Genomic DNA, 26,846 nt, shown 5'->3' with positions numbered 1-26,846 from the left:
AAACTCGCAGCCCGGGGACCGGCGGCGCCATGACCAACTTCCCGGGTGTGGACAACCCGCCGTACATTCCGTTCGGCGACGCGCAAACCGTCCGGCGACGCGCAAGTTACCCGTCGCTATGGGTATTCGGGTATCGACTGGTATTTTGCGCAGCGCGGGGCACGGAGCGCATCGTACTCAGTGCAGTACAGCCCGGCGCAGTGCAGCTACGTCTGCGGGAGGCCTTCCACGGCCGTGGCCACCGCGGCCCGGATGGCGCGGTGCAGTTCCCCCAGCCGGTGCCGGTCCGTGCGCACTTCGATGATGCTGCGGCCCTCCAGCGGGCCGGCCAGCGCCTCGGCGAGTTCCGCCGTCGTGCCGACCCTGCGGTGCGCGACGCCGTAGGCCGCGGCCAGCGCGGCGAGGTCCACCCGCTGCGGGGTCGCGAAGAGGCGTTCGACGGCGTCGCCGTAACGCCCCGCCGCGGCGACTGCGCCGTGCTCCAGGAGCCCGAAGATGGCACCGCCGGCGTCGTTGAGCACCACGATCCGCAGCTGGGGTTCGGTCTCCCCGGCGCCGAGCAGGAGACCACCGGCGTCGTGCAGGAACGTCACGTCCCCCATGAGCACGGTGGTTTCCTGGCCCCCGCCCAGCGCGATCCCGGTGGCGGTGGACGTGGTGCCGTCGATCCCGGCCAGACCGCGGTTGGCGAACATGGTGGCCTGCGGTTCCGCGGGCGGCGCCGCGGCGAGGTCGACGTCGCGGATCCCGTTCGACGAGCCCAGTACCAACTGCCCGCTGGCATGCTTCCAGACCTCGGCGCCGACGGACGGGCCGGTCGCTGCGGGGGACGCGGCCAGAATCAGGTCCACGGCGTGCTGCGCGGCGGCTCCTGCCAGCAGCCAGGCATCAAGCCAGGCGGCAGCCCCGCGGCCGGCGAACTCCGCCAGGTCCGCCAGGGTTTCCAGCGGCAGTTCGGTGCGGCGGCCGGGTTCATACCAGGCCACCGGGACGGGCTGGTACAGGGCCGAGGGGACATCGGCCCGCTCCAGCAGCGCGCTCACGGGCCGGGAGAGCGTCGGCCGGCCGAAGAGGACCACACGTTCAATCGGTTGTGCCGAGTCCGCGCCGAAGTGGTCAAGCAGCAGCCGGTAGGGCCCCACGGCGTTAGGGCCGAAGCGGGCGTTGGAGGACGGCTCGGCCAGCAGTGGCAGGCCGTGCGCGCGGGCGAAGGCCTCGGCGACCGGACCGGCGTCGTGCCCGGCCAGCACCACGGTGCGCCGCTCCGGCAGTGCGGTTGACGCGGCCGGAAAGTCCAATGCCAGGGGATTCCGGACGGCCCGGTACAGCCCGCGTCCGGCCGCTGCGGGCAGACCGTCGCCCACGGCCGGAACCAGCGGGTCACGGAAGGCAAAGTTAAGCTGCACCGGCCCGGGAGGGGCGTCCTCGAAGGCTCCGGTGGCCGCGCTGAGCGCCGTGTCCACAGCGCGCCGCGGATCGCTGCCCGCGGGCACGTCGACAGCGAAGCGGACGTGCTCGCCAAAGAGGTCCAGCTGCACCGTGGTCTGGTTGGCGCCGGTCCCCCGCAGTTCCTCGGGCCGGTCGGCGGAGATGACCACGAGCGGCACCGCGGCGTGGTTGGCCTCCATGACGGCCGGCAGGAGGTTGCCGACGGCGGTCCCGGACGTGGTGAGGACTGCGGCGGGGGCTCCGGCGGACAAGGCGAGGCCGAGGGCCGTGAAGCCGGCCGACCGCTCGTCGATCCGAACCAGCAGCTCCACGCGTCCGGCGGCCTCGGCCTCGGCCAGGGCGTAGGCCATGGGCGCCGAGCGCGAACCCGGGGACACCACCACCTGGCGCACACCGGCGGCGAGCAACGTGTCGACGGCGATGCGCGCCGCCTCCACCGCGGTAAGGCCGCCGGGGGTGGAGGGGGCTGCAGCGGAATCCGCCGGACTCACATGTTCTCCGGCGTTTCGATGCCCAGCAGTTCCAGGCCGCCGGACAGGCGGCGGAGCGCCAGCGCGCAGAGGGCCAGCCGCGAGTCCCGGACTGATTCCTCGGCCTTGAGCACCGGGCACTGGTCGTAGAAGGTCGTGAAAAGCTGCGCGAGCTCAAAGAGGTAGCCGCAGAGCCGGTGCGGCTCGAGCGCCTCCCGCACCTTGTTCAGCGTCGCGTCGAACTCCAGCAGGTGCAGGGCCAGCGCGCGTTCTGCGGGTTCGACGACGGCGATCGCCGTGGCGGGCCCGCCCACCCCGGCTGCCGCGATGCCAGTTGCGTGGGCGCCGGCCTGCGTGCCGCCGTCGGGGCCGCCGGTGACCTGCTCCAGCACCCCGGCTTTGCGCAGGATGGAGCGGATCCTGGCGGCAGCGTACTGCACGTAGGGGCCGGTGTTGCCGCTGAGGGCGAGCATGCGGTCGAAGTCGAAGACGTACTCGGTGTCGTGGCCGGTGGAGAGGTCGGCGTACTTGACGGCGCCGATGCCCACCTGGCGGGCGGCTACGGCGCGCTCCTCCTCGCTGAGCTCGGGCCGGCTGGCGTCAATGACGGCGCGGGCGCGGTCCACGGCCTCCTCGAGCAGGGCCATGAGCTTCACCGGGGCGCCGGAGCGGGACTTGAGGATCTTCCCGTCTTCGCCGAGCACGTTGCCGATCTGCACATGTACGGCCTGGACCGTGTCCGGAAGCCAGCCGGCGTCCCGGGCGGTCGCCATGACCATGCGCAGGTGGACGTTCTGCGGGGCGCCGACAACGTAGAGGATCCGGTTGGCCTCGAGGTCGCGGACCCGGTAGCGGATGGTGGCCAGGTCCGTGGTGCCGTAGCCGTAGCCGCCGTCGGACTTGCGGATGATCAGCGGCAGCGGCTGCCCGTCGCGGCCGGCAAAGCCGGCGGGGAACGTGCACAGGGCGCCGTCGCTGATCCGGGCGAGGCCGCGTTCCTCGAGTTCCTGGCACAGCTGTGCCAGATGGGCGTCGTAAGAGCTTTCGCCGGCGATGTGGTCATCGGTGAGGCTGATGCCCAGCGTGGAGTAGATGGCGTTGAAGTAGCGCTTGGACTGGGCGACGAGCCGCTGCCAGACGGCAAAGGTCTCGGCGTCGCCGCCCTGCAGGGCAACGACGCGGAGCCGGGCCCGGGTGGCGAAGCCGTCCTCGTCGGTGGCGGAGGCATCGAACTTGGCCCGGGCGGCCTGGTAGAACGCGCTGGGGTCCTCCACCAGCAACGCCGCGTCCGGGGAGTCCTCGCCGATCTCCAGCCAGTGTTCGATCAGCATGCCGAACGGGGTGCCCCAGTCACCGATGTGGTTCTGCCGGATCACGGTGTCGCCGAGGGCTTCGAGCACCTTGACGAGGCTGTCCCCCACCACGGTGGTGCGCAGGTGGCCGACGTGCATTTCCTTGGCGACGTTCGGGGAGGAATAGTCGACGACGACGCGCTGGGGCGTCGCGGCCGGCGTGACCGCGGTGGCCTTGGACGCGGCTTGAACCGACTCTGCATTGAGCAGTTCCTCGATCCACGTGCCGTCAAAGCTCAGGTTGATGAAGCCGGGTCCGGAGATTTCCACGCTGGTGCAGATGCCGTCCAGGTTCAGGGCGTCCACGATCTTTGCCGCGGCGTCGCGCGGCGGCAGGCCGGCTTTCTTGGCCAGGGCCATGGCGGCGTTGATCTGGATGTCGGCGAACTGGGAGGGCCTGACCACCGGGTCCGTCTGCCGGAACTCTTCGCCGAACGCGGTGGCAATTGCAGCCTGGACTCTGGGGACAACCAATTCGGCCGGATTATTCACAGTCCCAAATTATCAGTTCGGCACCTCCCCCGACGCTCCCTCACGTCCCGCCCCCAAAAACCCGACGCTCCCTCACGTCCCGCCCCCAAAAACCCGACGCTCCCTCACGTCCCGCCCCCAAAATAACGGAAGTGAGGGAGCGTTGGAAGAAAACCTGCCAAACGTGAGGGAGCGTTGGAAGGAAACCTGCCAAACGTGAGGGAGCGTCGGGAGGGGGAGGCTAGGCGTCGGTGCGGAACACCTGGACCACGGACGGACGCGGGGCGCGCACCTGGCCGGGCTTCGGCGTCGCGCCGGCGGCGACATAGTCCGGGAAGTAGGAGTGCTGTTCTGCGAACGTGCCTTCCTCGCCGGGGTGCTGGACGGCCACGAAGACGGTGCGTTCGTCGTCGTGGATGACCGGGCCGCAGGTCTCGGCGTCGCGCGGGACGGCGAGGAACTGCTCCACCTTGCCGCGTTCGGCACCGTCCAGGGTCACCTTGAAGAGCCCGTCGGCGTAGCCGATGCTGGAGGGCGCGCCGTCGGTGGAGATCCACAGGTTGCCCACGGAATCGAAAGCCACGTTGTCCGGGCAGGAGATGGGTGAGACCTGGCTGGCGGGGAACCCGGCGAAGTAGGCGGCGGAGTTCTTGGCCGGGTCGCCGCAGACCATCAGCAGATTCCAGCCAAACGTGGTTGAAGTTTGGTCCCCGGTCTCGGTGATTTCGACGATGTGGCCGTCGCGGTTGAGCGTGCGGGGGTTGACCTCGGTGGCCCCTTCCTTGCCGGGCTTGCCGCGGTCCGCGTTGTTCGTGCAGACCACATAGACCTTGCCGGTGTGCAGGCTGGGCTGGACGTCTTCGCAGCGGTCCATCTTGGTGGGGCCCACCTTGTCGGCGGCGAGGCGGGTGTACACGAGCACCTCTTCCACGGACATCCCGGCCACCTTGGACTGTCCGCCCACCACGAGGGGCAGCCAAACACCTGCGCCGTCGAAGGCTCCGTCGGCCGGAAGCTTGCCCGCGCCGTCGAACCCGGCGGCCGGGGAGTTGCCCGTGAACTTGGCGACGTACAGGTCACCCTCCGAGAGCAGCGTGAGGTTGTTCTTGCGGTCCGCCGCCGTAGTGCCGGGCCGGTATGTGCCGGCGGAGACGAACTTGTACAGGTAGTCGAAGCGCTCGTCGTCGCCCATGTAGGCCACCACGTGGCCGGACTTGGCGACGATCACGTTGGCGCCCTCATGCTTGAAGCGGCCCATCGCGGAGTGTTTGCGGGGCGTAGAGGAGGGATCGAACGGGTCCACTTCCACGATCCAGCCGAAGCGGTTGGCCTCGTTCTGGTACCCGGGGTTGCGGGTGTCGAAGCGCGGGTCATCCAGTTCCCACTGGCGGGCGGTGGGCTTGCTGGTCAGGCCGTAGCGCTTGTCGGCGTCAGAGGTTCCTGGCGCGGCGAAATAGCCGTTGAAGTTTTCCTCGCCGGACAGGATGGTGCCCCACGGGGTGGTGCCGCCGGAGCAGTTGCCCAGGGTGCCCTTGATGGACCGGCCGGAGGGATCGGCGGCGGTTTTCAGGAGCGCGGATCCGGCGGCGGGACCGTCGAGCTCGTAGGTGGTGTCGGTCAGGAAGCGGCGGTTCAGTCCGGCGCCCCGGACGTAGCTCCAGGGCTTGTTCGTGTTCGTGCGCTCCAACTCGACCACCGTGAGGCCGTGGGCTGCACGGCCGATCGCGCGGGCCTCGGCGGCGTCGAATCCGGCCGGCAGCATGATGGACTCATTGGTGTATTCGTGGTTGGTGAAGAGCACCGCACGGCGGTCCTTGGAGCCAGAGATCGGCAGGATGTCCGTGTAGTCGTTGTTGTAACCGAACTGGCGGGCCTGCGCCGCGGCGCTCTGGTGATCGAGGTCGAAGGCCGGCGAGTCCTTGAAGAGCGGGTCGCCCCAGCGGATGACCGGCTGCCAGGTGAACCCGGCCGGAACGGTCAGCTTGTCCACGCTGGCGTCGACGGGTGCGATGGCGGTGAACTGCAGCTTGGATTTTCCGAAGCCATCCTTGGCGGCGGAGGCGAGGCCCGGGCCGCCGTCGGCCACTGCCGTGCCGGCGGACGTCACCGCGTTGCCGAGGACGACGGCGAGCGCGCCGGCGGCGCCGAAGCCCAGGGCGGCGCGGCGGGACATCGTGGCGGAGGCGATGTCACGGAAGTAGCTGTTGGAGCTGGTGTTGCAAACCTCGCCCGAGCAGGCGCTGTCGCACTTCAGCGCGCAGGTGACGGGGCTTCGCTTGCCTTTGGTGTGGCCAAGCATGGGGAGCAGGGAAAATTTGCGTCCGGAGGAGACAGACATGGAGAGACCTTCCATGGGGTGAGTTGCGGTCGCGCCCACCCTTCCAGCCGCGATCTACCGAGAGACTTCTCCCAGGTGAAGTCGAGATGAACTCACGGGGCTGGTGTTGCAGGAGTGGCCGCTGCCAGCACCGCGTGCACGCGCCGCAGCCGGTCCAGCCACCAGTCCCGGCGTTCCGGCGAGGCGGCGTGTGCGTCGAGCAGTTCCGGTGCCGGGTGGACGTCGCGCAGGGTGATCGCGCCGTCGTCGGGCACGAGGGAATCCTGCGTGACATCGGCGGCGAGCAGGGACACCGTCCCCAGGCCGCAGGCGTACGGCAACTCGGGCAGGGCGGCGGCGAGGGCCAGGCCGGCCCGGATTCCCACCGACGTGTCCAGCGCCGAACTCACGACGGCGGGCAGCCCGGCCTGCGCCACGATCTGCAGGGCGCGCCGCACTCCCCCGAGCGGGGCAACCTTGACCACGATCAGGTCGGCGGCGCCGGCGCGGGCCACTTTGAGGGGGTCGTCCTCCTTGCGCACGCTCTCATCGGCGGCGATCAGCACGGGGACGCCGCCGGCCCGGAGCTGCCGCCGGACCTCGGCGAGGCCCGCGATCTCCGGCACGGGCTGTTCGGCATATTCGAGCCCGACGGCGGCGAGCCGCCTGAGTGCCGTGACGGCCTCCGGCACGTTCCAGCCGCCGTTGGCGTCCACTCGGATCGCGGCGTCCGGCAGCGCCTCGCGGACGGCCGCCACGCGGGCGGCGTCGTCGTCGAGGTTCTGGCCGCGTTCAGCGACCTTGACTTTGACCGCGTCCACCCGGCCGAAACGGGCCAGGATCTCGGGCACCTGGTGCGCCGGCACGGCAGGGACCGTGGCGTTTACTGGGATGCTGTCCCGCAACGGCGCAGGGAACCCGGCCCAGCCGGCCTCGATCGCTGCCGTAAGCCAGCGGGAGGCCTCGGCGTCGTCGTACTCGGGGAAGGGAGAGAACTCGCCCCAGCCCGCCGGTCCGCCCAGGAGCAAGACCTCGCGCTGCAGGATGCCCCGGAATTTCACGCGCATCGGCAGGCTCACAACGTGGGCGCCGGCCAGGAGTTCGTCGAGGCCGGGCAGGGGCGCGGCAGGACGTGTCGGGGGGTCCAGGGGGAGGGCGGGCATGGTGCCACTGTACTGGGAAACTGTCTCGGGAATTTGTCTTGGGAAGCTGTCCCGGGATGCCGCACTGGGAAAGTGGGAAAGGTCCTTAATTGGGCCGGCGTCGACTGGGGTTGAGTTCCTGGACCAGGAAACTCGTCTCCGCCGGCCCCGCTCAAGGAGCGTTGCCGGGGGCAAGCCGCGCCGGCACAGTTGACTTTATGGATCCGGATCCGGCGGGGCACGAGTAGTGAGTACCCGTTTTTTAGCGGGCACTACTCCCCCGCCGCGCCGGGCCTTCAGCTGGTGCGCAGGGTTCTGTGGGACTCTTAATGGCATGACTTTTCGGCAGCAGCGCACCCCTTGGGACCCCTCTGCCCCGGTCTACGAAACAGAGGCCCCGGAAACACAGGTCCTCACCGCCCGGCCGCCCGAAACTCTGGAGCGCAGGACCCGAGCCCGCAGAACACCGGATCCGCAGGCGCAGTGGTCCCCCGGCAAGGCCACGGCCGCCTTGTTCGCGCTGGCCACGGTTGCCTGCGTCGCTGCGCTGGCCGCCACCTACTTCTTCTTTGTCCGCACCACCACGGGACAGTTCATCGACGAATCAGCCCTCGTGGAAGCGGTGGAGCTCAGCGGTACCGCGGGCAAGGCCGCCACCAAGTTGCTGGACTGGCTGCCGACGCTCTCTGTGGTGATCGCGTCGATCGTGGTGGTCTTCGTGACCATCCTGCGGCGCCGCTGGTCTGCGGCCGGGATCGCGATGGCGGCGTGCGTGGGCGCCAACCTGGCCACACAGATCCTGAAGGACCTGCTCCCCGTCCGGCCGTACCGCGGCGTCGAGACGCTGGAGCTGAATTCGCTGCCCTCGGGCCACACCACCATGGCGGCCTCGGCCGCCGCCGCCGTATTCCTGATGGTCTCGCCGCGCTGGCGGCCACTGGCCGGCTATCTGGGCGGCAGCTTCGCCGTCGCCACGGGCGTATCCACCCTGATCAACCAGTGGCACCGGCCCGCCGACGTCGTGGCAGCGTTCCTGGTGGTCGGCGCCTTCATGATCCCGGCCGGCTGGCTGATCATCCGCCGCGGCCCGCGCTGGAACGTCTGGAATGGCTACGGCGGGCACTGGGCCTCAGCCAGGGTGTGGCTGGCGCTTCCCGCCCTCACCGGCCTTGCCGCGGCCGGGGTGGCGGCCTACGCCTTGCTGAGCATCGGCCCGACCGGGCAGGAGATCAGCACCATCAGCTACTTCTGGGCCGGCACAGCGCTGATCATCATTGCGGGCTACCTCGCCACAGTGGCCGGCGTGTGGTTGTTCGGCTTGGCCGCCCGGCAGCCGCACGCACGACGGTGGGACAGGTAGCGGCGCAGCCCGCGATTCACCTCGTCGCCGGCGCTCCCCCATCTCGGAACTGACCCGGGCGCGCGGAACGGGGGCACTTTGACACGGACACGCCGGCGAAACTCGGGGTCGCCGGCGGAAGACAGCCCAAAGTCCCCCCGCACGGACCCGCCCGGAGCTGGAGCCGTTGGGTTCAGTAGTTCCGGCGGTGCTTGAGGCGCGGTATGGTCACGGCGAACACAGCGGCGGCGGCGAAGCCGATCACACCGGTCGCAGCCACGCCGGCGCCCAGGGACACGACGGCGGTGACGGCTGAGAGCAGTACGGGACCGCCGGTGGCGCCGGCGTCGGCCATGAAGCGCCAGATGCCCAGGAACTGGCCGCGGCCGTTGTCCGGCGAGAAGTCCGCCCCGAGCGTCATGTTCAGGCCGGAGCTGATCCCGTTGCCGAAGCCGATCAGGAGCGCCGCCAGCATGAGCGAGACGAAGCCCGTGCTGAGCGGAATCAGCAGCATGGCCGTCCCCATGATGAACGTGGACGGCACGGCCACCCATTGGCGGCCCTTGCGGTCCATCAGCTTTCCTGCCGGATAGAACACCAGCATGTCGATCGCCCCGGAGATCCCGTAGATCAGGGAGGCCTGGGTGGGGTCCAGGCCCAGATGATCGGCCCACAGCGGGATGACCGCCTGGCGCGAGGCACGCAGCGCGCTCAGCAGCAGGACCCCGGCGCCCACGCTCAGGAAGACGCCGGCGTGGGACACCGCGATGCTGCGCAGGGTGGGCTGCTGCGGCGGAACGCCGTCGGCCGGAAGCGGCTTCGCCTCGAGGTCGGGGATGGTGACGGACACGGCAGCAGCGGCGGCCATGGCCACGACGCCGGCCCAGTAGGCCCCGCTGATCCCGGCAAACTGCATCACGGCGGCGCCGACGAACGGGCCGATGAAAATCCCGATCCGGTTGACGCCGCCCAGCGTGGACAGGGCCCGCGCCCGGAGCACGACCGGCACGGCCTCGGTCAGGTATTTCTGCCGCGCCAGGCTGAAAACGCTGGCGGCCATGCCGACAACCACCATCGCCGCCGCCAGCACCCAGAGACCGCCGGGAACCAGCGGAGCGACCGCCGCCGCGGCGAGGGCAACAGCGCTGGCGGCCGCGGCCCCCACGATGGCCCAGCGCTCCCCAAATTTCAGCGTGATCAGTGACGCCGGCAGGTTGAAGAACCAGGATCCGAGGCCAATCAGCGTGACAATCAGCGCAGCCCCTGCCACCGAGGCGCCAAGATCGCGGGCGGACAGGGCAACCACGGGAAGGATCGCGCCCTCGCCCAGGCTGAACATAAGGGCCGGCCCGAACGCGGGAACGGCAATGCTGCGGAGGCTGAAGGGGGCGAGGCGTGTGGTGGTCATCCCCTTCATCCTAGGCATCCGCCGCGACCATCCCCGCCCTTAGGCGTCGAAGTGGGTCCGGACGTCTGCGCTGGTGAGGTTCCGGAGCAGGTCGGCGGCGACGTCCCGAAGCTTTTGGTTTCGGTTGCTGGATACCTTGGTGAGGATGGCCATGGCCGCGTCTTGGGAGCAGCGGTTCTGGGCCATAATCACGCCGCACGCGAGGTCGATGGACGTGCGGTTTTCCAAGGCAGCCTGCAGATCTTCGGCCCGGGACTGAAACGTTCCGAGTCGCACCGCCAGCCGGAGGGCACGGCCGGCGAGATCGGCGAATCCGGCCGCCTCCGCGATGATGTCCTCGGTGAACAGCCCGGTGTCGGCCCCGAAGAAGTTCAGGGCCGCGGCGGCGTCTTCGCCGATTTCCAGCGGAACGCCCAGCGTACTGCGGCACCCATTGGCGGCAAGCTGCCGCTGGTAGTCGGGCCAGCGGGGATCGGTGTCGACATCCGCCAGCAGGACCACGGACTTGGTCCGCAGCGCCTCGATACAGGGGCCTTCACGGAGGCTCTGCTCAATCCGGTCCAGGGTGACCGCCCGCGGGCTGCTGCCCGCGACAGTCATGGTCCGCTTCCGGCGCTGCAGCGTAACGCCGCACTCAATCTCGGCGCCAGTCGTGCGGCTCAGCATCGTGGCCGAGAACTCCGCGAGTCGGCCCAGGAAGTCCTCGACATTGTCGGTCCCCAGGAGAAGTTCCTGGAGGTGCCGTGCGGCGTCGTCCCCGACGAAGTTGTTGGCCATGCTCAAATGTACCGCGGAGGCCGGGCGGGCCTAAACGTACCCGTCGACGATCGCCGCGGCAATCTCCCGGTAGGCGCGCCGCGTTTCGGGGCGGAGCACGTCAAGGGTGACGAGGTCGCCGTCGGCCACTCCGCGGTCGTGCGGAACCGCGATCAGCTGGCGGCAGATGCCGGACAGGTGTTCCTCGATGGCGTCCTTGTCCACCCGGGTGGACACCTCGTCTTTATCGGTGATGACCACGACGGCGTTGCGGGCCAGGTCTTCGTAGCCGTGGCTGGCCAGCCAGTGCAGCGTGCTGCGGGCCCGTTTGGCGCCGCTGACCGCGTAGCCGGCCGCGATGATGAGGTTGTCCGCCGACTGCAGGATGCCGCTCATGGCATTGTGCGTCACGCCCGTGCCGCAGTCGATCAGCGCGACGGAGTAGTAGGCCGAGATGAGCTTGCGGATCCGCAGGTATTCCTCGGCCGTCAGCGAATCCGACACCTCGGGGTCCTGTTCACCGGCAATGAGGTGCAGCCTGCCGGCATGGTGCATGTAGCGGGCCAGGGCTGTGAGCGAATCGATCGACTCGATGTTCTTGAGCAGATCCGTGATGGTGCGCGGGCTCTGCTGCTGGTAGATGCCCTCCCCGAGGGCGCGTTCGACGAGGTCGCCGGAATCGGGGTTGGCGTCGATCGCGCAGGGGGGATCGCCCCGGAACTCGGCCAGGGTCAGTCCGACGCCAACCGTGGTGGAGGTCTTGCCGATGCCGCCCTTCAGGCTCAGGACGGCCGTGTTGTAGCTGCCCTGGAGCTGGCGGGAGATGCGCCTGGCCAGCTCGTCTTCCTCACGCTGCCTGGCACTCGGGCCCAGGTTCAGCCCGCCGCCTGTCAGGTTGTAGAGCGCCCCGCGGAAACCGCCGACGGGCCGGGGCTTCTGCTCGCGGACAAAAAGACCCGGGGAACTGATGAAGTCGGGCACCGGGGCGTCAGCCAGGGCCGCCGCCTTGCTGGCCGAACGCGTGGAACGGGTGGGCTGGGCGGGCACGGCAGGCGAGGCCTCGGGGGCAGGCGGCCTCAGCACAGGATCTTTGGACGGTCTTGCAGGCTGCGGCCGCGCGGGCGCGTCGGCAGCAGCGGCGGCCTCCGCCCAGGAACTGCTGGGGGCGCTCGGGCGCTGTTCGGCCTGGTTGCTGGAAATAATCGGCATGGTTCCTGTCCAGGCGTCGGAGTCGTCGCCGCGGCGGCGGTCTCTCCGACGTGGGAGTTGGGCCTGCTCTGCAGCTGCTTCAGCTTCAGCGAGGGCGTTGGCGGTCTTGTATTCGACCGGTTCTGGCATGTTCATTCCCCCCAGGGATCACAGCGCAGACCGCTGCAGTGCTCGATTGACATCGTTCAAGGAACAAGTCTAGGGGCAGTAATGAGCACACTTACCATTACTGCCAATATCACTGCCCTAGCGGTGGGCTCGCGTGTCCTGCAGGCGCTTGATGAACCAGCGCGACTGCTCGGGGCCGTACGGCAGGATCGGGATGGCCTTGGTTGCGTCGTCCGGGGTTTCCCGGGTGGCCTGCATTGCCTGCCGGACCGCGGTGGTCATGGTGTTGGCCATGGTCTTGACGAACTCGTCCGAGCACGGTTCGCCGTGGCCGGGAATCAAGAATTCGTAGCGGTGCCGCAGCGCGGAGAGGTGCCTGAGGGCGTCGGCCCAGTCTTCCGGGAATGAGTCCTCGAAGGACGGGTGGGAACCTTGTTCGACGAGGTCGCCGGCGAAGAGTGTGCTCGCCGTGCCGACCAGGAGGTCGCCGTCGGTGTGGCCGCGGCCCAGATAGAACAAGGTGGCGGCCTGCCCGCCAAGATCCACGAGGATGGGCTGCTCCTTCACGATGGCATTCGGAACCACCAGCTCGGCGTCGGAACCCTGCCCGGCCGCCATTTCCGGTTCCGCCGAGGCCACGAACCGGCGCTGCTCGTCGCCGTTCTCCTCGATTTCCGCCGCGCAGTTCTCGTGCGCCCAGAACTCCGTGACGCCGTCGTCGGCGAAGACGGCATTGCCGAAGAAGTGGTCGTAGTGGGCGTGCGTGTTGACGACAACCAGTGGCAGCCCGGTCTTTTCCCGCACCGCGGCCAGGATCTCACGGCCCTGGCGGGGGCCGCCGCCGGTGTCAATCACCATGGCGCGCTCGGTGCCGACCACCAAACCCGTGTTGAGCAGGGAACCTTGAGTTGTCAGTACGTAGTTGTCCGGACCGACCTCGAGCCATCGTGACATTGAATCTCCGTATTTCCGACGCTTTTCCGGCGTTGTTGGTGCGCTCTACAGGCCTCGATTCTACCCGTGTCGGCTGGTATTTCCCGGAGGGCATGCCCGTCCCGCACCTGCGGCGGGGTGCCCGGACGCCCCTCGTCTTGGACCGCGCCGCGGTGTAGCCTGTGGGCTACTTCCGTCGATGAGCCAGCTGCTCTACCGAACGATTGGGGGTGGCTCCCGTTGAATGCCGGCACTTCCGTGGAGCGGATGGTGTTCTTCAGCGATGCCGTCTTCGCCATCGCCCTGACCCTCCTGGCCCTGGACCTGAAACTGCCCGAGGGCATCCCCGCGGAGCAGCTGGACAGCGCCTTGGTTGCGGCCTGGCCGCAGTTGCTGGCGTACGCCCTGTCCTTCGTCATCATCGCCGAGACGTGGATGTCCCACCACTCCGACTTCGCCCTCATCCGCCGCTTCAATGCGAAGCTGGCCTGGCTGAATCTGGCCCTGTTGTTCTTCATTGCCATGCTGCCCGCTCCGACGTCGATCCTCAGCGACTACGGGGACGACCCCACTCCGTGGCCGAGCGTCTTGTACGCCGCCAACATTGCCGCGGTCTATCTGATGCTGGCGATCATCTGGGACTACGCGAAGCACGCCGGGCTCATGGACCGCGAGATGGCCGCCCACGTCCACCGCCGCATCTTTTACGCGCGCATGGCCGTGGCGCTGGTGTTCCTGTTCTCGATTCCGGCGGCGTTCGTCCTCAACGCCTACACGCCGTTTTTGTGGCTGCTGCTCCTGCCGGCGTCGTGGCTGGCGCGGTGGCTCTCCGCACAGACAGAGAAGAGGGCGGGAACCGCACAGAACTGACCGTGCGGCCCCGCCCTCACCCGGAAATCACCGGGCGGTGCTCACATGTCCGCGAGCGCCGACCCCGGGTTCTCGATCGCGTCGGCGACGTAGCGCAGGAAGCCGCCGGCCGTGCCGCCGTCGCACACCCGGTGGTCGAACGTGAGGGTCAGCTCGGTGACCTTGCGGACCGCGAGCTCGCCGTTGACCACCCAGGGCTTGTCGATGATCCGCCCGACACCCAAAATCCCCACTTCGGGGTGGTTGATGATCGCTGCGGAACCGTCAACCCCGAACACACCGTAGTTGTTCAGCGTGAAGGTGCCGCTGCCCAGCTCCGCCGGGGTCGCCTTGCCTTCGCGTACGACGGCGGTGAGCCGGCGGATCTCGGCGTCCAGTTCGCGGGCGCTGAGCTTGTCCGCGTTGCGCACCGACGGCACCATCAGTCCGCGGTCGGTCTGCGCCGCGAAACCGAGGTTGACGCCGTCGAAGGCCACAATCTCCTGCATGGCGCCGCCGGCGGCATCCTCCGTGGTCACGATCCGGGTGTTCAGCTCCGGGAACTTCTTCAGCCCCGCGGTAACGAACCGGGCAATGAAAGCCAGCAGGCCCGGCGTGTTGTGCGGGTCCGCCTTCTTCAGCGCGGCACGCATCTCCACGAGCGCCGTGGCGTCCACATCGACCCACACCGTTGCTTCCGGAATCTCGGACCGGCTGCGCGTCATGTTCGCCGCGACCGCCTTGCGCACTCCACGGACCGCTGTGCGTCCGGAAATGCCCAGCCCGGTGCGAGCGTCGGTGCCGGACGCCGAGGCGGGCGCGGCCGGCTCCACCGCCGGGCGCTCAGCCACCGGTGACGGCTTGATGACGGCTTCGACATCGCGCCGCATGATGAGCCCGCTGGCCCCCGACCCTTGGAGTTCCCCCAAATCAACCCCATGATCGCGCGCCATCCGGCGAACCAGCGGAGAAATAACCGCCCCCAGCTTCCCCGGCACCCGGGTCCGCAGCAGCGTCAGGTCATCGGCAGCCTTCTCGGCCGCAGAAACCCCGCTGCCAGACTCAGCCATTGCGGCCCGCTTAGGAGCCCGGCTACGCCGGGCAACCCCATGCCCGCCCGGCGTCCCATAACCAATCAAGACATTCCCGGACCCAGCCTTCTCCTCCTCGCGGTAAACCTCAGCCGCAACAGCAGCCGGAGAGGAACCCGCAGACTCAGCCGACGCAGGCGATGCCGCCCCGGGAGTGGCATCGGGCCTTCCGGAGCCGGACGGCATGCTGCTTGCAGCAATGCCGTCCGGCGAAGGGGCGGGGGCGGCATCGCCTGTGGCGGCGCCACGGGGGGCGGCATCATCCGTGCCGGCGCCACCAACGGAACCCACCGGCATCACCGAGATCAGCGGCTTGCCGACGTCGAGCGTCTGGCCGGGCTCGCCGTGCAGCACGGCCACCGTGCCGGCGTACGGGGAGGGCACCTCAACCATGGACTTGGCGGTTTCCACCTCGGCGATCGGCTGGTCCACGCGGATCTCGTCGCCCACGGCCACGAGCCAGTTCACGAGCTCGGCTTCGGTGAGGCCTTCGCCCAGGTCCGGCAGGAGGAATACTTTCGGTTCGCTCATGGTCAGTCTTCCCACTGGAGGTCGTCAACGGCGTCGAGGATGCGGTCCACGCCGGGCAGGTAGTAGTGCTCGAGCTTCGGCGCCGGGTAGGGCACGTCGAAGCCGGTGACGCGGCGGATCGGTGCGGCCAGGTGGTGGAAGCAACGTTCCTGGACCCGGGCGACGATTTCCGAGGCCACGGACGCGAAGCCGTGGGCCTCGGCGATCACCACGGCGCGGCCGGTCTTGCGGACCGAGGCGCAGACGGTCTCGTCGTCGAACGGCACGATCGAGCGGACGTCGATCACTTCGAGCGAGCGGCCTTCCTCGGCGGCGGCGGCCGCGGCGGCAAGCGCCGTCGGGACGGACGGCCCGTAGGCGATCAGGGTGGCGTCGGTGCCGGGGCGGGCGACGGCGGCCCGGCCCTCGGAGGAGGTGCCGCGCTCGGTGTTCGCGGCGTGCTCGGCACGCAGCGCGTCCAGGTCCACCTGGTCCTTGGACCAGTACAGCTTCTTGGGCTCCATGAACATGACGGGGTCGTCGGAGTCGATGGCTTCGCGGAGCATCCGGTAGCCGTCGGCCACGGTGGCGGGGGTGAAGACTTTCAGGCCGGCGGTGTGCGCGTAGTAGGCCTCGGAGGAGTCGCAGTGGTGCTCCACTCCCCCGATGCCGCCGGCGTACGGGACCCGGATGACCATGGGCAGCTTCACGGCGCCCTTGGTGCGGTTGTGCATCTTGGCGACGTGGCTGACGATCTGTTCGAAGGCCGGGTAGGCGAACGCGTCGAACTGCATCTCGATGACCGGGCGCATGCCGTTCATGGCCATGCCCACGGCCATGCCGACGATCCCGGATTCGGCCAGCGGGGTGTCGAAGCAGCGGCTTGTGCCGAAGGTCTTGGTGAGCCCGTCCGTGATGCGGAAGACGCCGCCGAGCATGCCGACGTCCTCGCCGAAGACCAGGACCGAGGGGTCCGCGTGCATGGCGTCGGCCATCGCGGTGTTGAGGGCCTTGGCCAGCGTGATGGTCTGCGGCCCGGTCTTTTCGGCCTCAACAGCGGCCTTGGCGGCGGCGCGCGCCGTGGCGGCGCTGACGTTGCCGTTCGCCTCGGAGGACGTGGTGATGCTGGGGCTCATTTGCCGGCCTCCGTTGCGGTGGATGCGGCTGCGGTGGATGCGGCGTCGCGGGCCAGTTCGTCGGCGAGCATGGCTGACTGTTCCTTCAGCTGTGGGGTGGGGGTGGAGAAGACGTACTTGAAGAGGTCCTGCGGTTCCACGGGGACCTCTTCGCTGAGGCCTTCGCGCAGCTGGGTGGCAACTGCTTCCGCCTTTTCGGCGATCCTGGCGGCGCGGTCATCGTCGAGCAGGCCGCGGTCCGTCAGGTAGGTCTGCATCCGGCTCAGCGGGTCCTTGGCCACCCATTCGGCGACTTCGCTGTCCTGCCGGTAGCGGGTGGCGTCGTCGGCGTTGGTGTGCGCCTGCATCCGGTAGGTGTGCGCCTCCACCAGCAGCGGGCCGGAACCTTCGCGGGCCAGCTTGACGGCCCGGCCGAGGACGGCGAGCAGGGCCACGATGTCGTTGCCGTCGACGCGTTCGCCGGCCATGCCGTAGCCCACGGCCTTGTGGGCGAGTGAGGGCGCAACGGACTGGTGCGCGAGCGGCACGGAGATCGCGTATTGGTTGTTCTGGACGAAGAAGACCACGGGCAGGTGGAAGACGGCGGCGAAGTTCAGGGCCTCGTGGAAGTCGCCTTCGCTGGTGGCGCCGTCGCCGCACATGGCCAGGACCACGGTGTCCTCGCCGCGCAGCTTGGCGGCGTGGGCAACGCCGACGCCGTGCAGCAGCTGGGTGGTCAGCGGGGTGCACTGGATGCCGACCTTGTTCTTGGCGGGGTCGTAGCCGCCGTGCCAGTCGCCGCGGAACAGCGTCATCGTCTGGACAGGGTCCACGCCGCGGGCCATAACGGCCACGGAGTCGCGGTAGGTGGGGAACAGCCAGTCACCCTCGGCAAGGCACAGTGCGGCGGCAACCTGGCACGCCTCCTGGCCGTGGCTGGAGGGGTAGACGGCCATGCGGCCCTGCCGGACCAGCGCGGAGTTCTGGTCATTGACGCGGCGGCCGACGACGAGCTGTTCGTAGGCGGCCAGCAGTTCGGCCTCGCTCGGCAGGCTGTATTCGTGCCCGGGCTGGGTGCCCTGTTCCGTGTGGGGATTCAGGGTGCCGTCGGGGCCGACCATCTGGATCTGGTGGCGGGCGGGGAGCATGTAGTCCTCAACCGTGATACCGAACTTGCTCACGGCATCACTGGCTGGATTTTGCTGCGCCGCCTGCTGCGCGTGTTGCTGCGCAGCGTGGTCTGCGGAGATCGTCATTGGTCCGTCCTTCTGTAGCCACTAATCTTTCCCAGTATGCCGCCAGCCGCTGTTTCGTATCCACCTCCACCGCGAATCGTGGAGAAGTCCACAATTTTGCCCTAGTCTGGAAGACAAATCGTAAGTGTGAGCTGGATTACCGGCGGGGGTTGTAGACGAATGGCAGAGCTTGAGGCGGAGCAGGTGGCGGTGCCGCTGGATGATGTGGACCGGAACATCATTGCGGAGCTGACCCGGGACGGCCGGATGTCGGTGACCCAGGTGGCCGAGAACGTCCACATTTCCCGCGCCCACGCCTACACCCGGATTGCCCGGCTCACCGGCGAAGGCGTCCTGACCAAGTTCACCGCCCTGGTGGATCCCATCAAGGCCGGCCTGAAGTCTTCTGCCTATGTCACGCTGAAGGTGCGCCAGCACTCCTGGCGCGAGCTGCGCGAACTCCTGCGCGCCATCCCCGAGGTCCATCACATCGCCCTGGTGGGCGGGGACTTCGATGTCATCCTGCTGGTGCGCGCTGTGGACAACATTGACCTTCGCCGGGTGATTTTCGACCAGCTGCAGTCCATGCCGGGAGTCTTGGACACCCAGACATTTCTTGTGTTCGAAGATGTGGACACGCGCTAGCTAACGAACACTTTCATCCAGGCCCGGAGCTCCTCACCAAACTCCACCCGTTCGGCCGCGATCGAGATGACCGCCTTGAGGTAGCTCAGTTTGTCTCCGGTGTCGTACCGGCGGCCCCTAAAGACCACGCCGTAGACGCCGCTGCCCTCAGAGTCGGACACGGCGAGGGTCTGCAGCGCATCGGTGAGCTGGATTTCGCCGTCGCGGCCGGGCGGGGTGTCCTCCAGGACATCGAAAATCTCCGGATGCAGGACGTACCGGCCGATCACGGCCAGGTTCGACGGGGCGTCGGCGACGGCGGGTTTCTCCACGAGCCGGTTGACCCGTACATGGTCCTGGCCCGGCACCGCCGAAATGTCGGCGCAGCCGTAGGCACTGATTTGCGCCGGCTCCACCGCGATCAGGGCCACGACGGAGCCACCGGTCCGGGCCTGGACGTCCATCATGGTGGTCAGCAGCTCGTCCCGCTCGTCGATCAGGTCATCGCCCAGCAGGACGGCGAACGGTTCGTCGCCCACGTGTTGGCGGGCGCAGAGGACTGCATGGCCCAGCCCCTTGGGGTCGCCCTGGCGCACGTAGTGCAGCGGGCCCAGGCGGGAGGCGTGTCGGACGGCCTCCAGCTTGTCGAAATCACCCTTGAGTTCGAGGGCGTGCTCCAGCGCCGGTTCACGGTCGAAGTGGTCCTCCAGCGCACGCTTCTGGCGGCCGGTAACCATCAGCAGATCCGTCAGCCCGGCCCGGACGGCTTCCTCCACAACGTATTGGATGGCCGGCTGGTCGACCACCGGCAGCATTTCCTTAGGCATTGCCTTGGTGGCCGGCAGGAAGCGCGTTCCCAGTCCCGCCGCGGGTATGACAGCTTTAGTTACAGATCTCCCCAGACTCATAACCGAACTTTACAAGCGGGGTCCGGAAATGAGAATGCTTCGAAGCAAAGACGAGTACCCGGGCAATCCGTCTCCGGGGACCCCCGCAAAGCCGCCTGTCAGCCCTTGAAGACCGGGCTGCGCTTCTCCTGGAAGGCGCGGAAGCCCTCGGCGTAGTCCTCGGTCTTGCACAGCCGTGCCTGCTCGGCGTTTTCCTCTTCCATGGCCTCCCACAGCCCCAGCCGCTGGTCGCGGATGTGCGCCACGAGTTCCTTGCTGGCGTTGAACGCCCCGGTGGCGCCGGTGGCAACGCCGGCCACGATGGCCCGGGTGTTCCCAAGCAGTTCCGCCGCGGGCATGGCGCGGCTGAACAGGCCCTGCGCCACGGCGTCGGCGCCGCTCATGAGCTCGGCCGTGTAGATCAGGTCCAGGGTCCGGTGCATGCCAAGGCGCTCGGTGAAATACCAGTGTCCGCCGGAATCGAGGGTGGCGCCGAGCTTGGCGAACGGTGAGCCGAACTTGGCATTCTCCGCCACGTAGACCACGTCCGTGGCCAGCAGCAGGCCCAGCCCCACGCCGAGGCAGGCGCCCTGGGCCGCGGCGAACGTGGGTGCCGGGAAGGCGCTCATTTTCTTAAGCAGCGGCCGGACGAGCCCGCCCAGGTAGGCCTGCGCGTCGTCGCTCTCCGGGGTCACGCCGGCAATGTCCCGGCCGGCGCAGAAGGCGCGGCCCTCGCCGCGGAGCAGCAGGGCCCGGACCTCGCCGCGCGCGGCGGCGTCAGCGGCGTCGTCGTACGCCCGGGACAAATCCGCGAGTGCCTGCTCGTCGAGGGAGTTCAGCTTGTGCGGGGCATCGAGTACGACCTCGGCGACGCCGTCGGCGATGGACAGGGAAATCATGGGGCTCCTTGGATTCGAAAAGGCGGGCGCCGAAAAAACCTAGACGTCGAAGTCGACCGTGACTTCCGGGGTGGTGGGGTGGGACTGGCACGTCAGGACGTAGCCCTTGTCGAGCTCGTCCTGTTCCAGGGCGTAGTTCTCGTCCATGGTGACATTGCCGCTGACCACCTTGGCCCGGCAGGTGCTGCAGACGCCGCCGGCGCAGGCGAACGGCACGTCGGGGCGGACCCGTAGGGCGGCGTTGAGGATGGATTCGCGGGCGTGGGTGGGGCTCGCCACTTCGCCCTGCAAGCCGTCCAGCTTGAACGTGATCTTGTAGGTCTCCTTGGATTCGTCCGCGATCACGGGCCGGCCGATGTTGCCCTCGGGGCGGTCCGGCTTGCCGGAGGTGAACAGCTCGAAGCGGACGTGCTCCGGGGCGACGCCGCGCGCGGCGAGGGTGTCCCGGCACAGCTGGACGAGTTCGAAGGGGCCGCAGAGGAACCATTCGTCAATGTCGTCAGCGTGGATGGCGGTGCCCAGCAGCGCCTGCAGCTTCTCGGCGTCGATCCTGCCGCTGAGCAGCGGCGCGATCCGCTGTTCACGCGAGAGCACGTGGTGCAGCGCCAGCCGGGCCGGGTACTTGTCCTTCAGGTCCGCGAGTTCTTCGAGGAACATCACGTCCATGGCGGCCTTGTTGGCGTAGATGAGGTCGAAGCGGGTCTCCGGGTGAGCCGCCAGCAAGGTGCGGGCGATGGCGATCACGGGAGTGATGCCGGAGCCAGCGGCGATCGCCACGAACGAGCCGGGCTCCCCCGCCAGCTCTTCCGGATGATTCATCGAGTTCATCAGGTTCTGCTCTTTGCCGTCCCGGCCGTGCTTGGACACAAAAGCGCCCATCGGGCTCATCACGTCCAGGGCATCGCCTGCCTTGAGCTCGGCGTTCGCCCAGGTGGAGAACTGGCCGCCCAGGTCCTTCTTGATTGCGACCCGGATCTCGCTGCTGCCGTCCGCGAAGCTCCGCGGTTCGGCGCAGATCGAGTAGCTGCGGCGGATCTCGTGCGGCTGGCCGCCGGCGTCGGGCAGGGTGGTGCGCAGCGCGACGTACTGGCCCGGGAGGTAATCGAACTGGCCGGCGAGCTCAGCCGGAACGCCGAAGGTCACCTCGATCGCGTCGTCGGTGAGGCGGCGGACCTCGTCCACGGTCAGCGTGTGGAAGGACGCACGACGGCGGCCGGTGGCTGCGGCCGTTTCGGCCGCGGTCTGGCGGACAACAGTCATGGGAGCACCTGTTCCTTACAAAACTTTGAAGTAGTCGAACGGTTCCTTGCAGTCCTGGCAGACGTACAGCGCCTTGCAAGAGGTGGAACCGAAGCGGGTGAGTTCCTTGGTGTTCAACGATGAACACTGCGGGCATTTGACGGCAAGCGACAGCCGGACCGGGCCGGCGTGCCGGACTGCTTTGCCATCAACAGCAGTGTGGCCGCTCGGCGGGGCGATGCCGTATTCCTGCAGCTTGGCCTTGCCGGCCTCGCTCATCCAGTCCGTGGTCCATGCCGGCGAGAGGACCATTTCAACGTGGACACTCGGATACCCGGCGCGGTGGAAAGCCGCCGTGAGGTCATCCCGGATGGCGTCCATGGCGGGGCACCCGGAGTAGGTCGGGGTGATGGTGACCTGGACGGCGGGAACCATCCCGCCGTCGTCAACGCTGGGTTCCTTCGAAACCTGGACATCACGCAGGATGCCGAGATCCGCAATGGTGAGGACCGGGATTTCGGGGTCGCACACTGTGGCGGCCACCGCCCAGGCTTTCTCCTGGGCGGTGTTGCCCTTGGCGGCGTTGCGGCGCTCCGCGGTTTCCGGATCGGAGACAAACATTTCCATGGTGCCTACCAGCTGGCTCCGGGGTACTCGCGGGCGAGCACCTGCATCTCGGCGAGGATGTAGCCGAGGTGTTCGGAGTGCAGGCCGCGGCGGCCCCCGCCCGGTGTCGGCTGCACGTTGGGGACCTCGAGCTCCGCTTCGGCCAGGACCTCGCCGGTGAGCCGGTCGAAGTCCTCGCGCAGGCTCGAGGGCTGGGGCGCGGCGCCGGCTTCGCTGAGGCGTCCGGTGAGCTCGTCGTCGCGGAACAGCTCATCCACGAAAGGCCAGATGACTTTGAACGCGTGGATCATGCGCTGGCGCGATTCGTCCGTGCCGAGGGCCAGGCGCAGGACCCACTGGGCGCTGTGGTCCCGGTGGTAGTCCACTTCCTTGACCGCCTTGGCGGCGATGCCGGCGAGGGTGGAGTCGGTGGAGGACGTCAGCCGGCGGTAGAGCTCGAACTGGTAGTAGCTGACCACGAACTGCCGGGCGATGGTGACGGCGAAGTCCCCGTTCGGCTGTTCGAAGAGCGCCGCCGAGCGGAACTCGTGCTCGCGGCGGAGGTAGGCGAGATCGTCCTCGCTGCGCCCGTCCAGTCCGCCGGCGTAGCTGAGGAGGGACCGGGCGTGGCCAAGTTCGTCCAGGGCGATGTTGCCGAGGGCGACGTCCTCTTCGAGCTCCGGCGCGCGGGAGATCCAGTGGCCAAGGCGCTGGGCCAGGATCAGGGCGTCGTCGCCCAGGCGCAGGGCGAACTCGGCGACGTCTTCGCTCGGCTTGGCAGCGCCGCGGCTGACGGCCAGCGCGATGTCTTCCGGGCGGAGGGCGTTGCCGGGGGTGATGCGGGTGGCGCTGGCGGTGCCGTCGCCGCTGGCGCCGGCACCGGATACACCGACGGAGATGTCGCCGTGGCCGCCTGTTTCTTCTGAGGAGACCGCAGTTTCAGGTGTGGTGCTCACAGGTGCTTCACGCCCTCACTCTTGGTGTAGTACGTGGCATGGCGGTAGTCCTTGCCCTGCGGGGATTCAAAGAAGGATCCCTTGGAATCGGGGTCGCTGGAGGCGATGGCCTCGGCCGGGACCACCCAGATGGAAACCCCTTCGTTGCGGCGGGTGTAGAGGTCCCGGGCGTTGCGCAAGGCCATTGCCGCGTCGGGTGCGTGCAGGGACCCTGCGTGGACGTGGGACAAGCCGCGGCTGGAGCGGACGAAAACTTCCCAGATCGGCCAGACGTTGCCTGCGTGGGGTTCGGTTGCGGAGTCGTTCATGCTGCGGATACCTTTTCTGCTTGCTTGCGGCTCTGTTTTTCCGCGTACGCGGCTGCGGCTTCGCGCACCCAGGCGCCGTTCTGGTGTGCCTCGCGGCGCCGTTCCAGGCGCTGGGCGTTGCAGGGGCCGCGGCCGGCCAGGACTTCGTGGAATTCAGCCCAGTCCAGCGGCCCGTGCTCCCACTTCTTGGTTTCCTCGTTGAACCGGATGTCCTTGTCCGGAAGCGTCAAGCCGAGGACCTTGACCTGCTCCATCATCATGCCGACAAACCGGTTGCGGAGCTCGTCATTGCTGAACCGCTTGATGTTCCAGGCCATGGACTGCTTGGAGTTGGGCGAGTCGTCATCCGGGGGGCCAAACATCATCAGGGCCGGGGCGTACCAGCGGTTCACCGCGTCCTGCGCCATCTGCTTCTGTTCGGGGGTGCCGTGGGAGAGTTCCAGCAGAATCTCAAAGCCCTGGCGCTGGTGGAAGGACTCTTCCTTGCAGACCCGCACCATGGCCCGGCCGTAGGGGCCGAAGGATGCGCGGCAGAGCGGCACCTGGTTGGCGATAGCGGCGCCGTCGACCATCCAGCCGATGGCACCCATGTCCGCCCACGTGCGGGCCGGGTAGTTGAAGATGGAGGAGTACTTGGCCTTGCCGTCCATCAGGTCCTGCATCATCTGATCACGCGGCTGGCCGAGGGTTTCGGCGGCGGAGTAGAGGTAGAGTCCGTGGCCGGCCTCGTCCTGGACCTTGGCCATGAGGATGGCCTTGCGCTTCAGGCTCGGGGCGCGGGAGATCCAGTTGGCCTCGGGCTGCATGCCAATGATCTCCGAGTGGGCATGCTGGGAGATCTGGCGCAGGAGCGTTTTGCGGTAGGCCGGGGGCATCCAGTCGCGCGGTTCGATCCGGGAATCCTCCGCCATGACCTTGTCGAAGTAGGCCTGGCCCTCGGCGTCGCGCCGGGCCGCGTCCTCGGGGCTCGGTTCATGCCGTGCCAGCGATGGCTCGGCGGGCACTGACTGCAGGGGCTGCGATGCCATGGTTGCTCCTAATGAATTTCCGATAAATAATTACCGACCGTTCGTTCAGGATATGCGGAAGCCCGGAGATGCGTCAAGCACCGTCGCGGCTGCCGACGCCCCGGGTCGCCGGGACGTGCGTGTCGGCGAGGGGGTTGGCGAGGTAGTCGGACAGGGCTTCTTTCATGTTCCTCGGCTGGAACCCTGACGAGTGAATCTTGTCCAGGGACAAGGCGCTGTTGAGCGGCCGCGGCGCTGCCGCCTTCCCGCTGAAATATTCCTCGGTGCTGATTCCGGTGACGGCGTTCCGCGGCTTGCCGCGCGATTCGTAGACGTCTGCGGCGATGTCAGCCCAGGACTGCGGTTCCCCGGTGTTGGTCAGGTTGTAGGTGCCGTAGGCGGCGCCCGTCTCGAGCAGGTGCCGGATCCCCGCGGCGATGTCCTGGGTGAAGCTCAGGCGGCCGATCTGATCGTTGACCACCGACGGTTCGATGCCGCGGGCCGCGAGGGACGCCATGGTCCGGACAAAGTTGCTCCCGTCGCCAATGACCCAGCTGGTGCGCACAATGTAGTGCCGGGGCACCACGCTGACCACGGCGTCGGCCGCGGCTTTGGTCTGGCCGTACACGCCCAGCGGGGAGACTGGCTCCGACTCATCGTGCGTGGCGCGCGTTCCGTCGAAGACATAATCCGAGGACACATGGACCAGCGCGAGGTCATGCTCGACGGCGGTGCGGGCCAGCCGCGCGACGGCGGTGACGTTGACCGCCCAGGCGGCGGCACGGCCTTCGGCCGACTCGGCGGCGTCCACCGCGGTGTACGCCGCGGCGTTGATGATCGCGGTGTAGTTCGTCCAGTTGCGTCCGGCGTAGGCGTCCTCGCGGCCGAGGTCAAACTCGCCGCGGCCGGCGAACTCGACGGAGGCGTCGCCGTCGTACTGTTTGCGCAGGGCCTTGCCGAGCTGGCCGTCGGCGCCGAGGACCAGGACCTTCTTCGGCGGCATCGGGGTGACCTCCGCCAGGCGCGGGTGTGCCTTGTCCTTGTCCGAGAGCTCGGCCTGCTCCAGGGGAATCGGCCAACTGATGGCCGCGGTCTCGTCGGCGAGGTTCAGGAACGTGTACTGGCCCTGGGCGTCCGCGGACCAGTGGTGGTTGACCAGGTAGGTATAGGCGGTGTTGTCCTCCAGGGTCTGGAAGGCGTTCCCCACTCCCCGGGGTATGAAGATGGCCTGGCTGGGATCCAGCTCCGCGGTGAAGACGGCGCCGAACGTCGGGCCCTCGCGCAGGTCCACCCAGGCGCCGAAAATGCGCCCGGCGGCCACGGAAACGAACTTGTCCCACGGTTCGGCATGGATGCCGCGGGTGGTGCCGGCCGACTCGTTGAAGGAGATGTTGTTCTGCACGGGCCGGAAGTCCGGCAGGCCCAGTGCCACCATCTTTTCCCGCTGCCAGTTCTCCTTGAACCAGCCCCGGTTGTCACCGTGGACGGGGAGGTCGTAGAGGACGACGCCGGGAATCGGGGTTGCGTGGGCGGTGAGCTTTTTCGAGAACCCGATTGGCATGCCTACTGGCCCTGTTCCTTGTACTTGGCTTCCGTCGCGGCCTTCTGCGGACGCCACCAGTCCTCGTTGTTCCGGTACCAGGCAATGGTGTCGTCGATGCCGGCCTCGAAGTTGGAGAACTGCGGCGCCCAGCCGAGTTCGTCGCGGAGCTTGGCGGAATCGATCGCGTACCGCAGGTCGTGGCCGGGCCGGTCCACCACGTGGTCGTAGGCGTCCGGCACCTCCCCCATGTGCTTGAGGATCAGCTCGACGACGTCCTTGTTGTTCTTCTCGCCGTCGGCTCCAATCAGGTAAGTCTCCCCGATCCGGCCCCTGGCGATGATCGCCAGGACAGCGGACGAGTGGTCATTGGCGTGGATCCAGTCGCGGACGTTCTCGCCCTTGCCGTACAGCTTGGGGCGGATGCCAGCGATCACGTTGGTGATCTGGCGCGGAATGAATTTCTCCACGTGCTGGTAAGGGCCGTAATTGTTGGAGCAGTTGCTGATGGTCGCCCGCAGGCCAAAGGACCGCACCCAGGCCCGGACCAGCAGGTCCGAGCCGGCCTTGGTCGACGAATACGGGCTGGAGGGGTTGTACGGGGTGTCCTCGGTGAACCGCTCCGGATCGTCGAGCTCCAGGTCGCCGTAGACCTCGTCGGTGGAGATGTGGTGGAAGCGCTTGTTGTGCCTGCGTGCCGCTTCGATCAGGGTGTAGGTGCCGATGATGTTCGTGTCCAGGAACGGCCGGGGATCGTGCAGCGAGTTGTCGTTGTGGGATTCCGCCGCGTAGTGAACCACGACGTCGGCGTCCGCCACCAGGACGTCAACCACCGCGGCATCACAGATGTCCCCCTGAACGAACCGGAAGCGGTCCTCCGGCAGGCCCCTGAGAGACTCCAGGTTGCCCGCGTAGGTGAGCTTGTCCAGCACCGTGACGTGGTCCTCTGTGGTTTCCATTATGTAGTGGACAAAGTTCGAGCCGATGAAGCCAGCGCCACCTGTGACAAGGAGATTCTGCATGATT

23 protein-coding genes are annotated in these 26,846 nt (G+C 68.1%); 3 read left to right on the top strand and 20 right to left on the bottom strand.

Going from position 1 to position 26,846, the window contains the following annotated elements:
- Positions 1-206 precede the first annotated feature (206 nt).
- The 4 genes from menD to BLS42_RS00675 all read right to left on the bottom strand — a co-directional run bounded on the left by menD (position 207) and on the right by BLS42_RS00675 (position 7,222).
- Positions 207-1,940, bottom strand: a complete 1,734-nt coding sequence (gene menD, locus BLS42_RS00690; protein WP_090574926.1) for a 2-succinyl-5-enolpyruvyl-6-hydroxy-3-cyclohexene-1-carboxylic-acid synthase — start codon at positions 1,938-1,940, stop codon at positions 207-209.
- On the bottom strand, positions 1,937-3,745 hold the full coding sequence (gene argS / locus BLS42_RS00685; RefSeq protein ID WP_218122061.1) for an arginine--tRNA ligase: 1,809 nt from the start codon (positions 3,743-3,745) through the stop codon (positions 1,937-1,939). Before argS ends, menD begins: the two co-directional genes overlap by 4 nt.
- A gap of 238 nt (positions 3,746-3,983) precedes the next feature.
- The gene (locus BLS42_RS00680) at positions 3,984-6,080 is read right to left on the bottom strand and encodes a PhoX family protein (protein ID WP_090574920.1); all 2,097 of its coding nucleotides are present in this window, start codon (positions 6,078-6,080) and stop codon (positions 3,984-3,986) included.
- A 92-nt stretch (positions 6,081-6,172) separates the two neighbouring features.
- Positions 6,173-7,222, bottom strand: a complete 1,050-nt coding sequence (locus BLS42_RS00675) for an o-succinylbenzoate synthase (protein ID WP_090574916.1) — start codon at positions 7,220-7,222, stop codon at positions 6,173-6,175.
- Between the two features lie 313 nt (positions 7,223-7,535).
- Here BLS42_RS00675 and BLS42_RS00670 point away from each other — a divergent pair, with 313 nt between their 5' ends.
- Complete coding sequence (locus BLS42_RS00670; RefSeq protein WP_090574912.1) at positions 7,536-8,561, top strand: phosphatase PAP2 family protein; 1,026 nt, start codon at positions 7,536-7,538, stop codon at positions 8,559-8,561.
- A gap of 172 nt (positions 8,562-8,733) precedes the next feature.
- Here BLS42_RS00670 and BLS42_RS00665 read toward each other — a convergent pair whose 3' ends face one another.
- The 4 genes from BLS42_RS00665 to BLS42_RS00650 all read right to left on the bottom strand — a co-directional run bounded on the left by BLS42_RS00665 (position 8,734) and on the right by BLS42_RS00650 (position 12,975).
- A complete protein-coding gene (locus tag BLS42_RS00665; RefSeq protein ID WP_090574909.1) occupies positions 8,734-9,948 on the bottom strand; it encodes an MFS transporter in 1,215 nt (404 codons plus the stop codon).
- Positions 9,949-9,987: 39 nt separating this feature from the next.
- Positions 9,988-10,725: a GAF and ANTAR domain-containing protein gene (locus BLS42_RS00660; protein ID WP_090574905.1), complete on the bottom strand. Its 738-nt coding sequence runs from the start codon at positions 10,723-10,725 to the stop codon at positions 9,988-9,990.
- Positions 10,726-10,755: 30 nt separating this feature from the next.
- Positions 10,756-12,042 (bottom strand): MinD/ParA family ATP-binding protein, encoded by a 1,287-nt coding sequence (locus BLS42_RS00655; protein WP_090574902.1) that lies wholly within the window; start codon positions 12,040-12,042, stop codon positions 10,756-10,758.
- 117 nt (positions 12,043-12,159) lie between these two features.
- Positions 12,160-12,975: an MBL fold metallo-hydrolase gene (locus BLS42_RS00650; protein WP_090574899.1), complete on the bottom strand. Its 816-nt coding sequence runs from the start codon at positions 12,973-12,975 to the stop codon at positions 12,160-12,162.
- 219 nt (positions 12,976-13,194) lie between these two features.
- Between BLS42_RS00650 and BLS42_RS00645 the strand changes: the two genes are divergently transcribed.
- A complete protein-coding gene (locus BLS42_RS00645; protein WP_090574896.1) occupies positions 13,195-13,824 on the top strand; it encodes a TMEM175 family protein in 630 nt (209 codons plus the stop codon).
- A gap of 41 nt (positions 13,825-13,865) precedes the next feature.
- Here BLS42_RS00645 and BLS42_RS00640 read toward each other — a convergent pair whose 3' ends face one another.
- The 3 genes from BLS42_RS00640 to pdhA are packed head-to-tail and all read right to left on the bottom strand — an operon-like array spanning position 13,866 to position 17,775.
- Positions 13,866-15,425, bottom strand: coding sequence for a dihydrolipoamide acetyltransferase family protein (locus tag BLS42_RS00640; protein ID WP_090574893.1), 1,560 nt, complete (start codon positions 15,423-15,425; stop codon positions 13,866-13,868).
- 2 nt (positions 15,426-15,427) lie between these two features.
- A complete protein-coding gene (locus BLS42_RS00635) occupies positions 15,428-16,540 on the bottom strand; it encodes an alpha-ketoacid dehydrogenase subunit beta (protein WP_090574890.1) in 1,113 nt (370 codons plus the stop codon).
- The gene (pdhA, locus tag BLS42_RS00630; protein WP_090574887.1) at positions 16,537-17,775 is read right to left on the bottom strand and encodes a pyruvate dehydrogenase (acetyl-transferring) E1 component subunit alpha; all 1,239 of its coding nucleotides are present in this window, start codon (positions 17,773-17,775) and stop codon (positions 16,537-16,539) included. Before pdhA ends, BLS42_RS00635 begins: the two co-directional genes overlap by 4 nt.
- 159 nt (positions 17,776-17,934) lie before the next feature.
- Here pdhA and BLS42_RS00625 point away from each other — a divergent pair, with 159 nt between their 5' ends.
- Positions 17,935-18,399 carry an Lrp/AsnC family transcriptional regulator gene (locus tag BLS42_RS00625; protein WP_090574884.1) on the top strand — a complete coding sequence of 155 codons (465 nt, stop codon included), beginning with the start codon at positions 17,935-17,937 and terminating at the stop codon, positions 18,397-18,399.
- Here BLS42_RS00625 and galU read toward each other — a convergent pair.
- The 9 genes from galU to rfbB form a co-directional block, all read right to left on the bottom strand.
- On the bottom strand, positions 18,396-19,286 hold the full coding sequence (gene galU / locus BLS42_RS00620; protein WP_090574881.1) for a UTP--glucose-1-phosphate uridylyltransferase GalU: 891 nt from the start codon (positions 19,284-19,286) through the stop codon (positions 18,396-18,398). The genes BLS42_RS00625 and galU overlap by 4 nt on opposite strands.
- Before the next feature lie 98 nt (positions 19,287-19,384).
- Positions 19,385-20,164 (bottom strand): enoyl-CoA hydratase/isomerase family protein, encoded by a 780-nt coding sequence (locus BLS42_RS00615; RefSeq protein WP_090574877.1) that lies wholly within the window; start codon positions 20,162-20,164, stop codon positions 19,385-19,387.
- Positions 20,165-20,203: 39 nt separating this feature from the next.
- A complete protein-coding gene (gene paaE, locus BLS42_RS00610) occupies positions 20,204-21,424 on the bottom strand; it encodes a 1,2-phenylacetyl-CoA epoxidase subunit PaaE (RefSeq protein ID WP_090574874.1) in 1,221 nt (406 codons plus the stop codon).
- Positions 21,425-21,439: 15 nt separating this feature from the next.
- A complete protein-coding gene (gene paaD / locus BLS42_RS00605; protein ID WP_090574871.1) occupies positions 21,440-22,024 on the bottom strand; it encodes a 1,2-phenylacetyl-CoA epoxidase subunit PaaD in 585 nt (194 codons plus the stop codon).
- An 11-nt stretch (positions 22,025-22,035) separates the two neighbouring features.
- A complete protein-coding gene (gene paaC / locus BLS42_RS00600) occupies positions 22,036-22,965 on the bottom strand; it encodes a 1,2-phenylacetyl-CoA epoxidase subunit PaaC (protein WP_090574868.1) in 930 nt (309 codons plus the stop codon).
- Complete coding sequence (gene paaB / locus BLS42_RS00595; protein ID WP_254785390.1) at positions 22,962-23,273, bottom strand: 1,2-phenylacetyl-CoA epoxidase subunit PaaB; 312 nt, start codon at positions 23,271-23,273, stop codon at positions 22,962-22,964. Before paaB ends, paaC begins: the two co-directional genes overlap by 4 nt.
- Positions 23,270-24,301, bottom strand: coding sequence for a 1,2-phenylacetyl-CoA epoxidase subunit PaaA (gene paaA / locus BLS42_RS00590; RefSeq protein WP_090574862.1), 1,032 nt, complete (start codon positions 24,299-24,301; stop codon positions 23,270-23,272). The genes paaB and paaA overlap by 4 nt, the downstream gene beginning before the upstream one ends.
- A 73-nt stretch (positions 24,302-24,374) precedes the next feature.
- Positions 24,375-25,841, bottom strand: coding sequence for a sugar nucleotide-binding protein (locus BLS42_RS00585; RefSeq protein ID WP_090574859.1), 1,467 nt, complete (start codon positions 25,839-25,841; stop codon positions 24,375-24,377).
- Between the two features lie 2 nt (positions 25,842-25,843).
- Entirely contained in the window at positions 25,844-26,842 is a 999-nt protein-coding gene (rfbB, locus tag BLS42_RS00580) for a dTDP-glucose 4,6-dehydratase (RefSeq protein WP_090574857.1), read from the bottom strand.
- Positions 26,843-26,846 lie beyond the last annotated feature (4 nt).

Origin of the sequence: Arthrobacter sp. ov407, assembly GCF_900102895.1 — a bacterium.
GTDB lineage: Bacteria > Actinomycetota > Actinomycetes > Actinomycetales > Micrococcaceae > Arthrobacter.
Note: the sequence above shows the minus strand (reverse complement) of the source record. Positions and strands in the feature narration are given on the sequence as shown.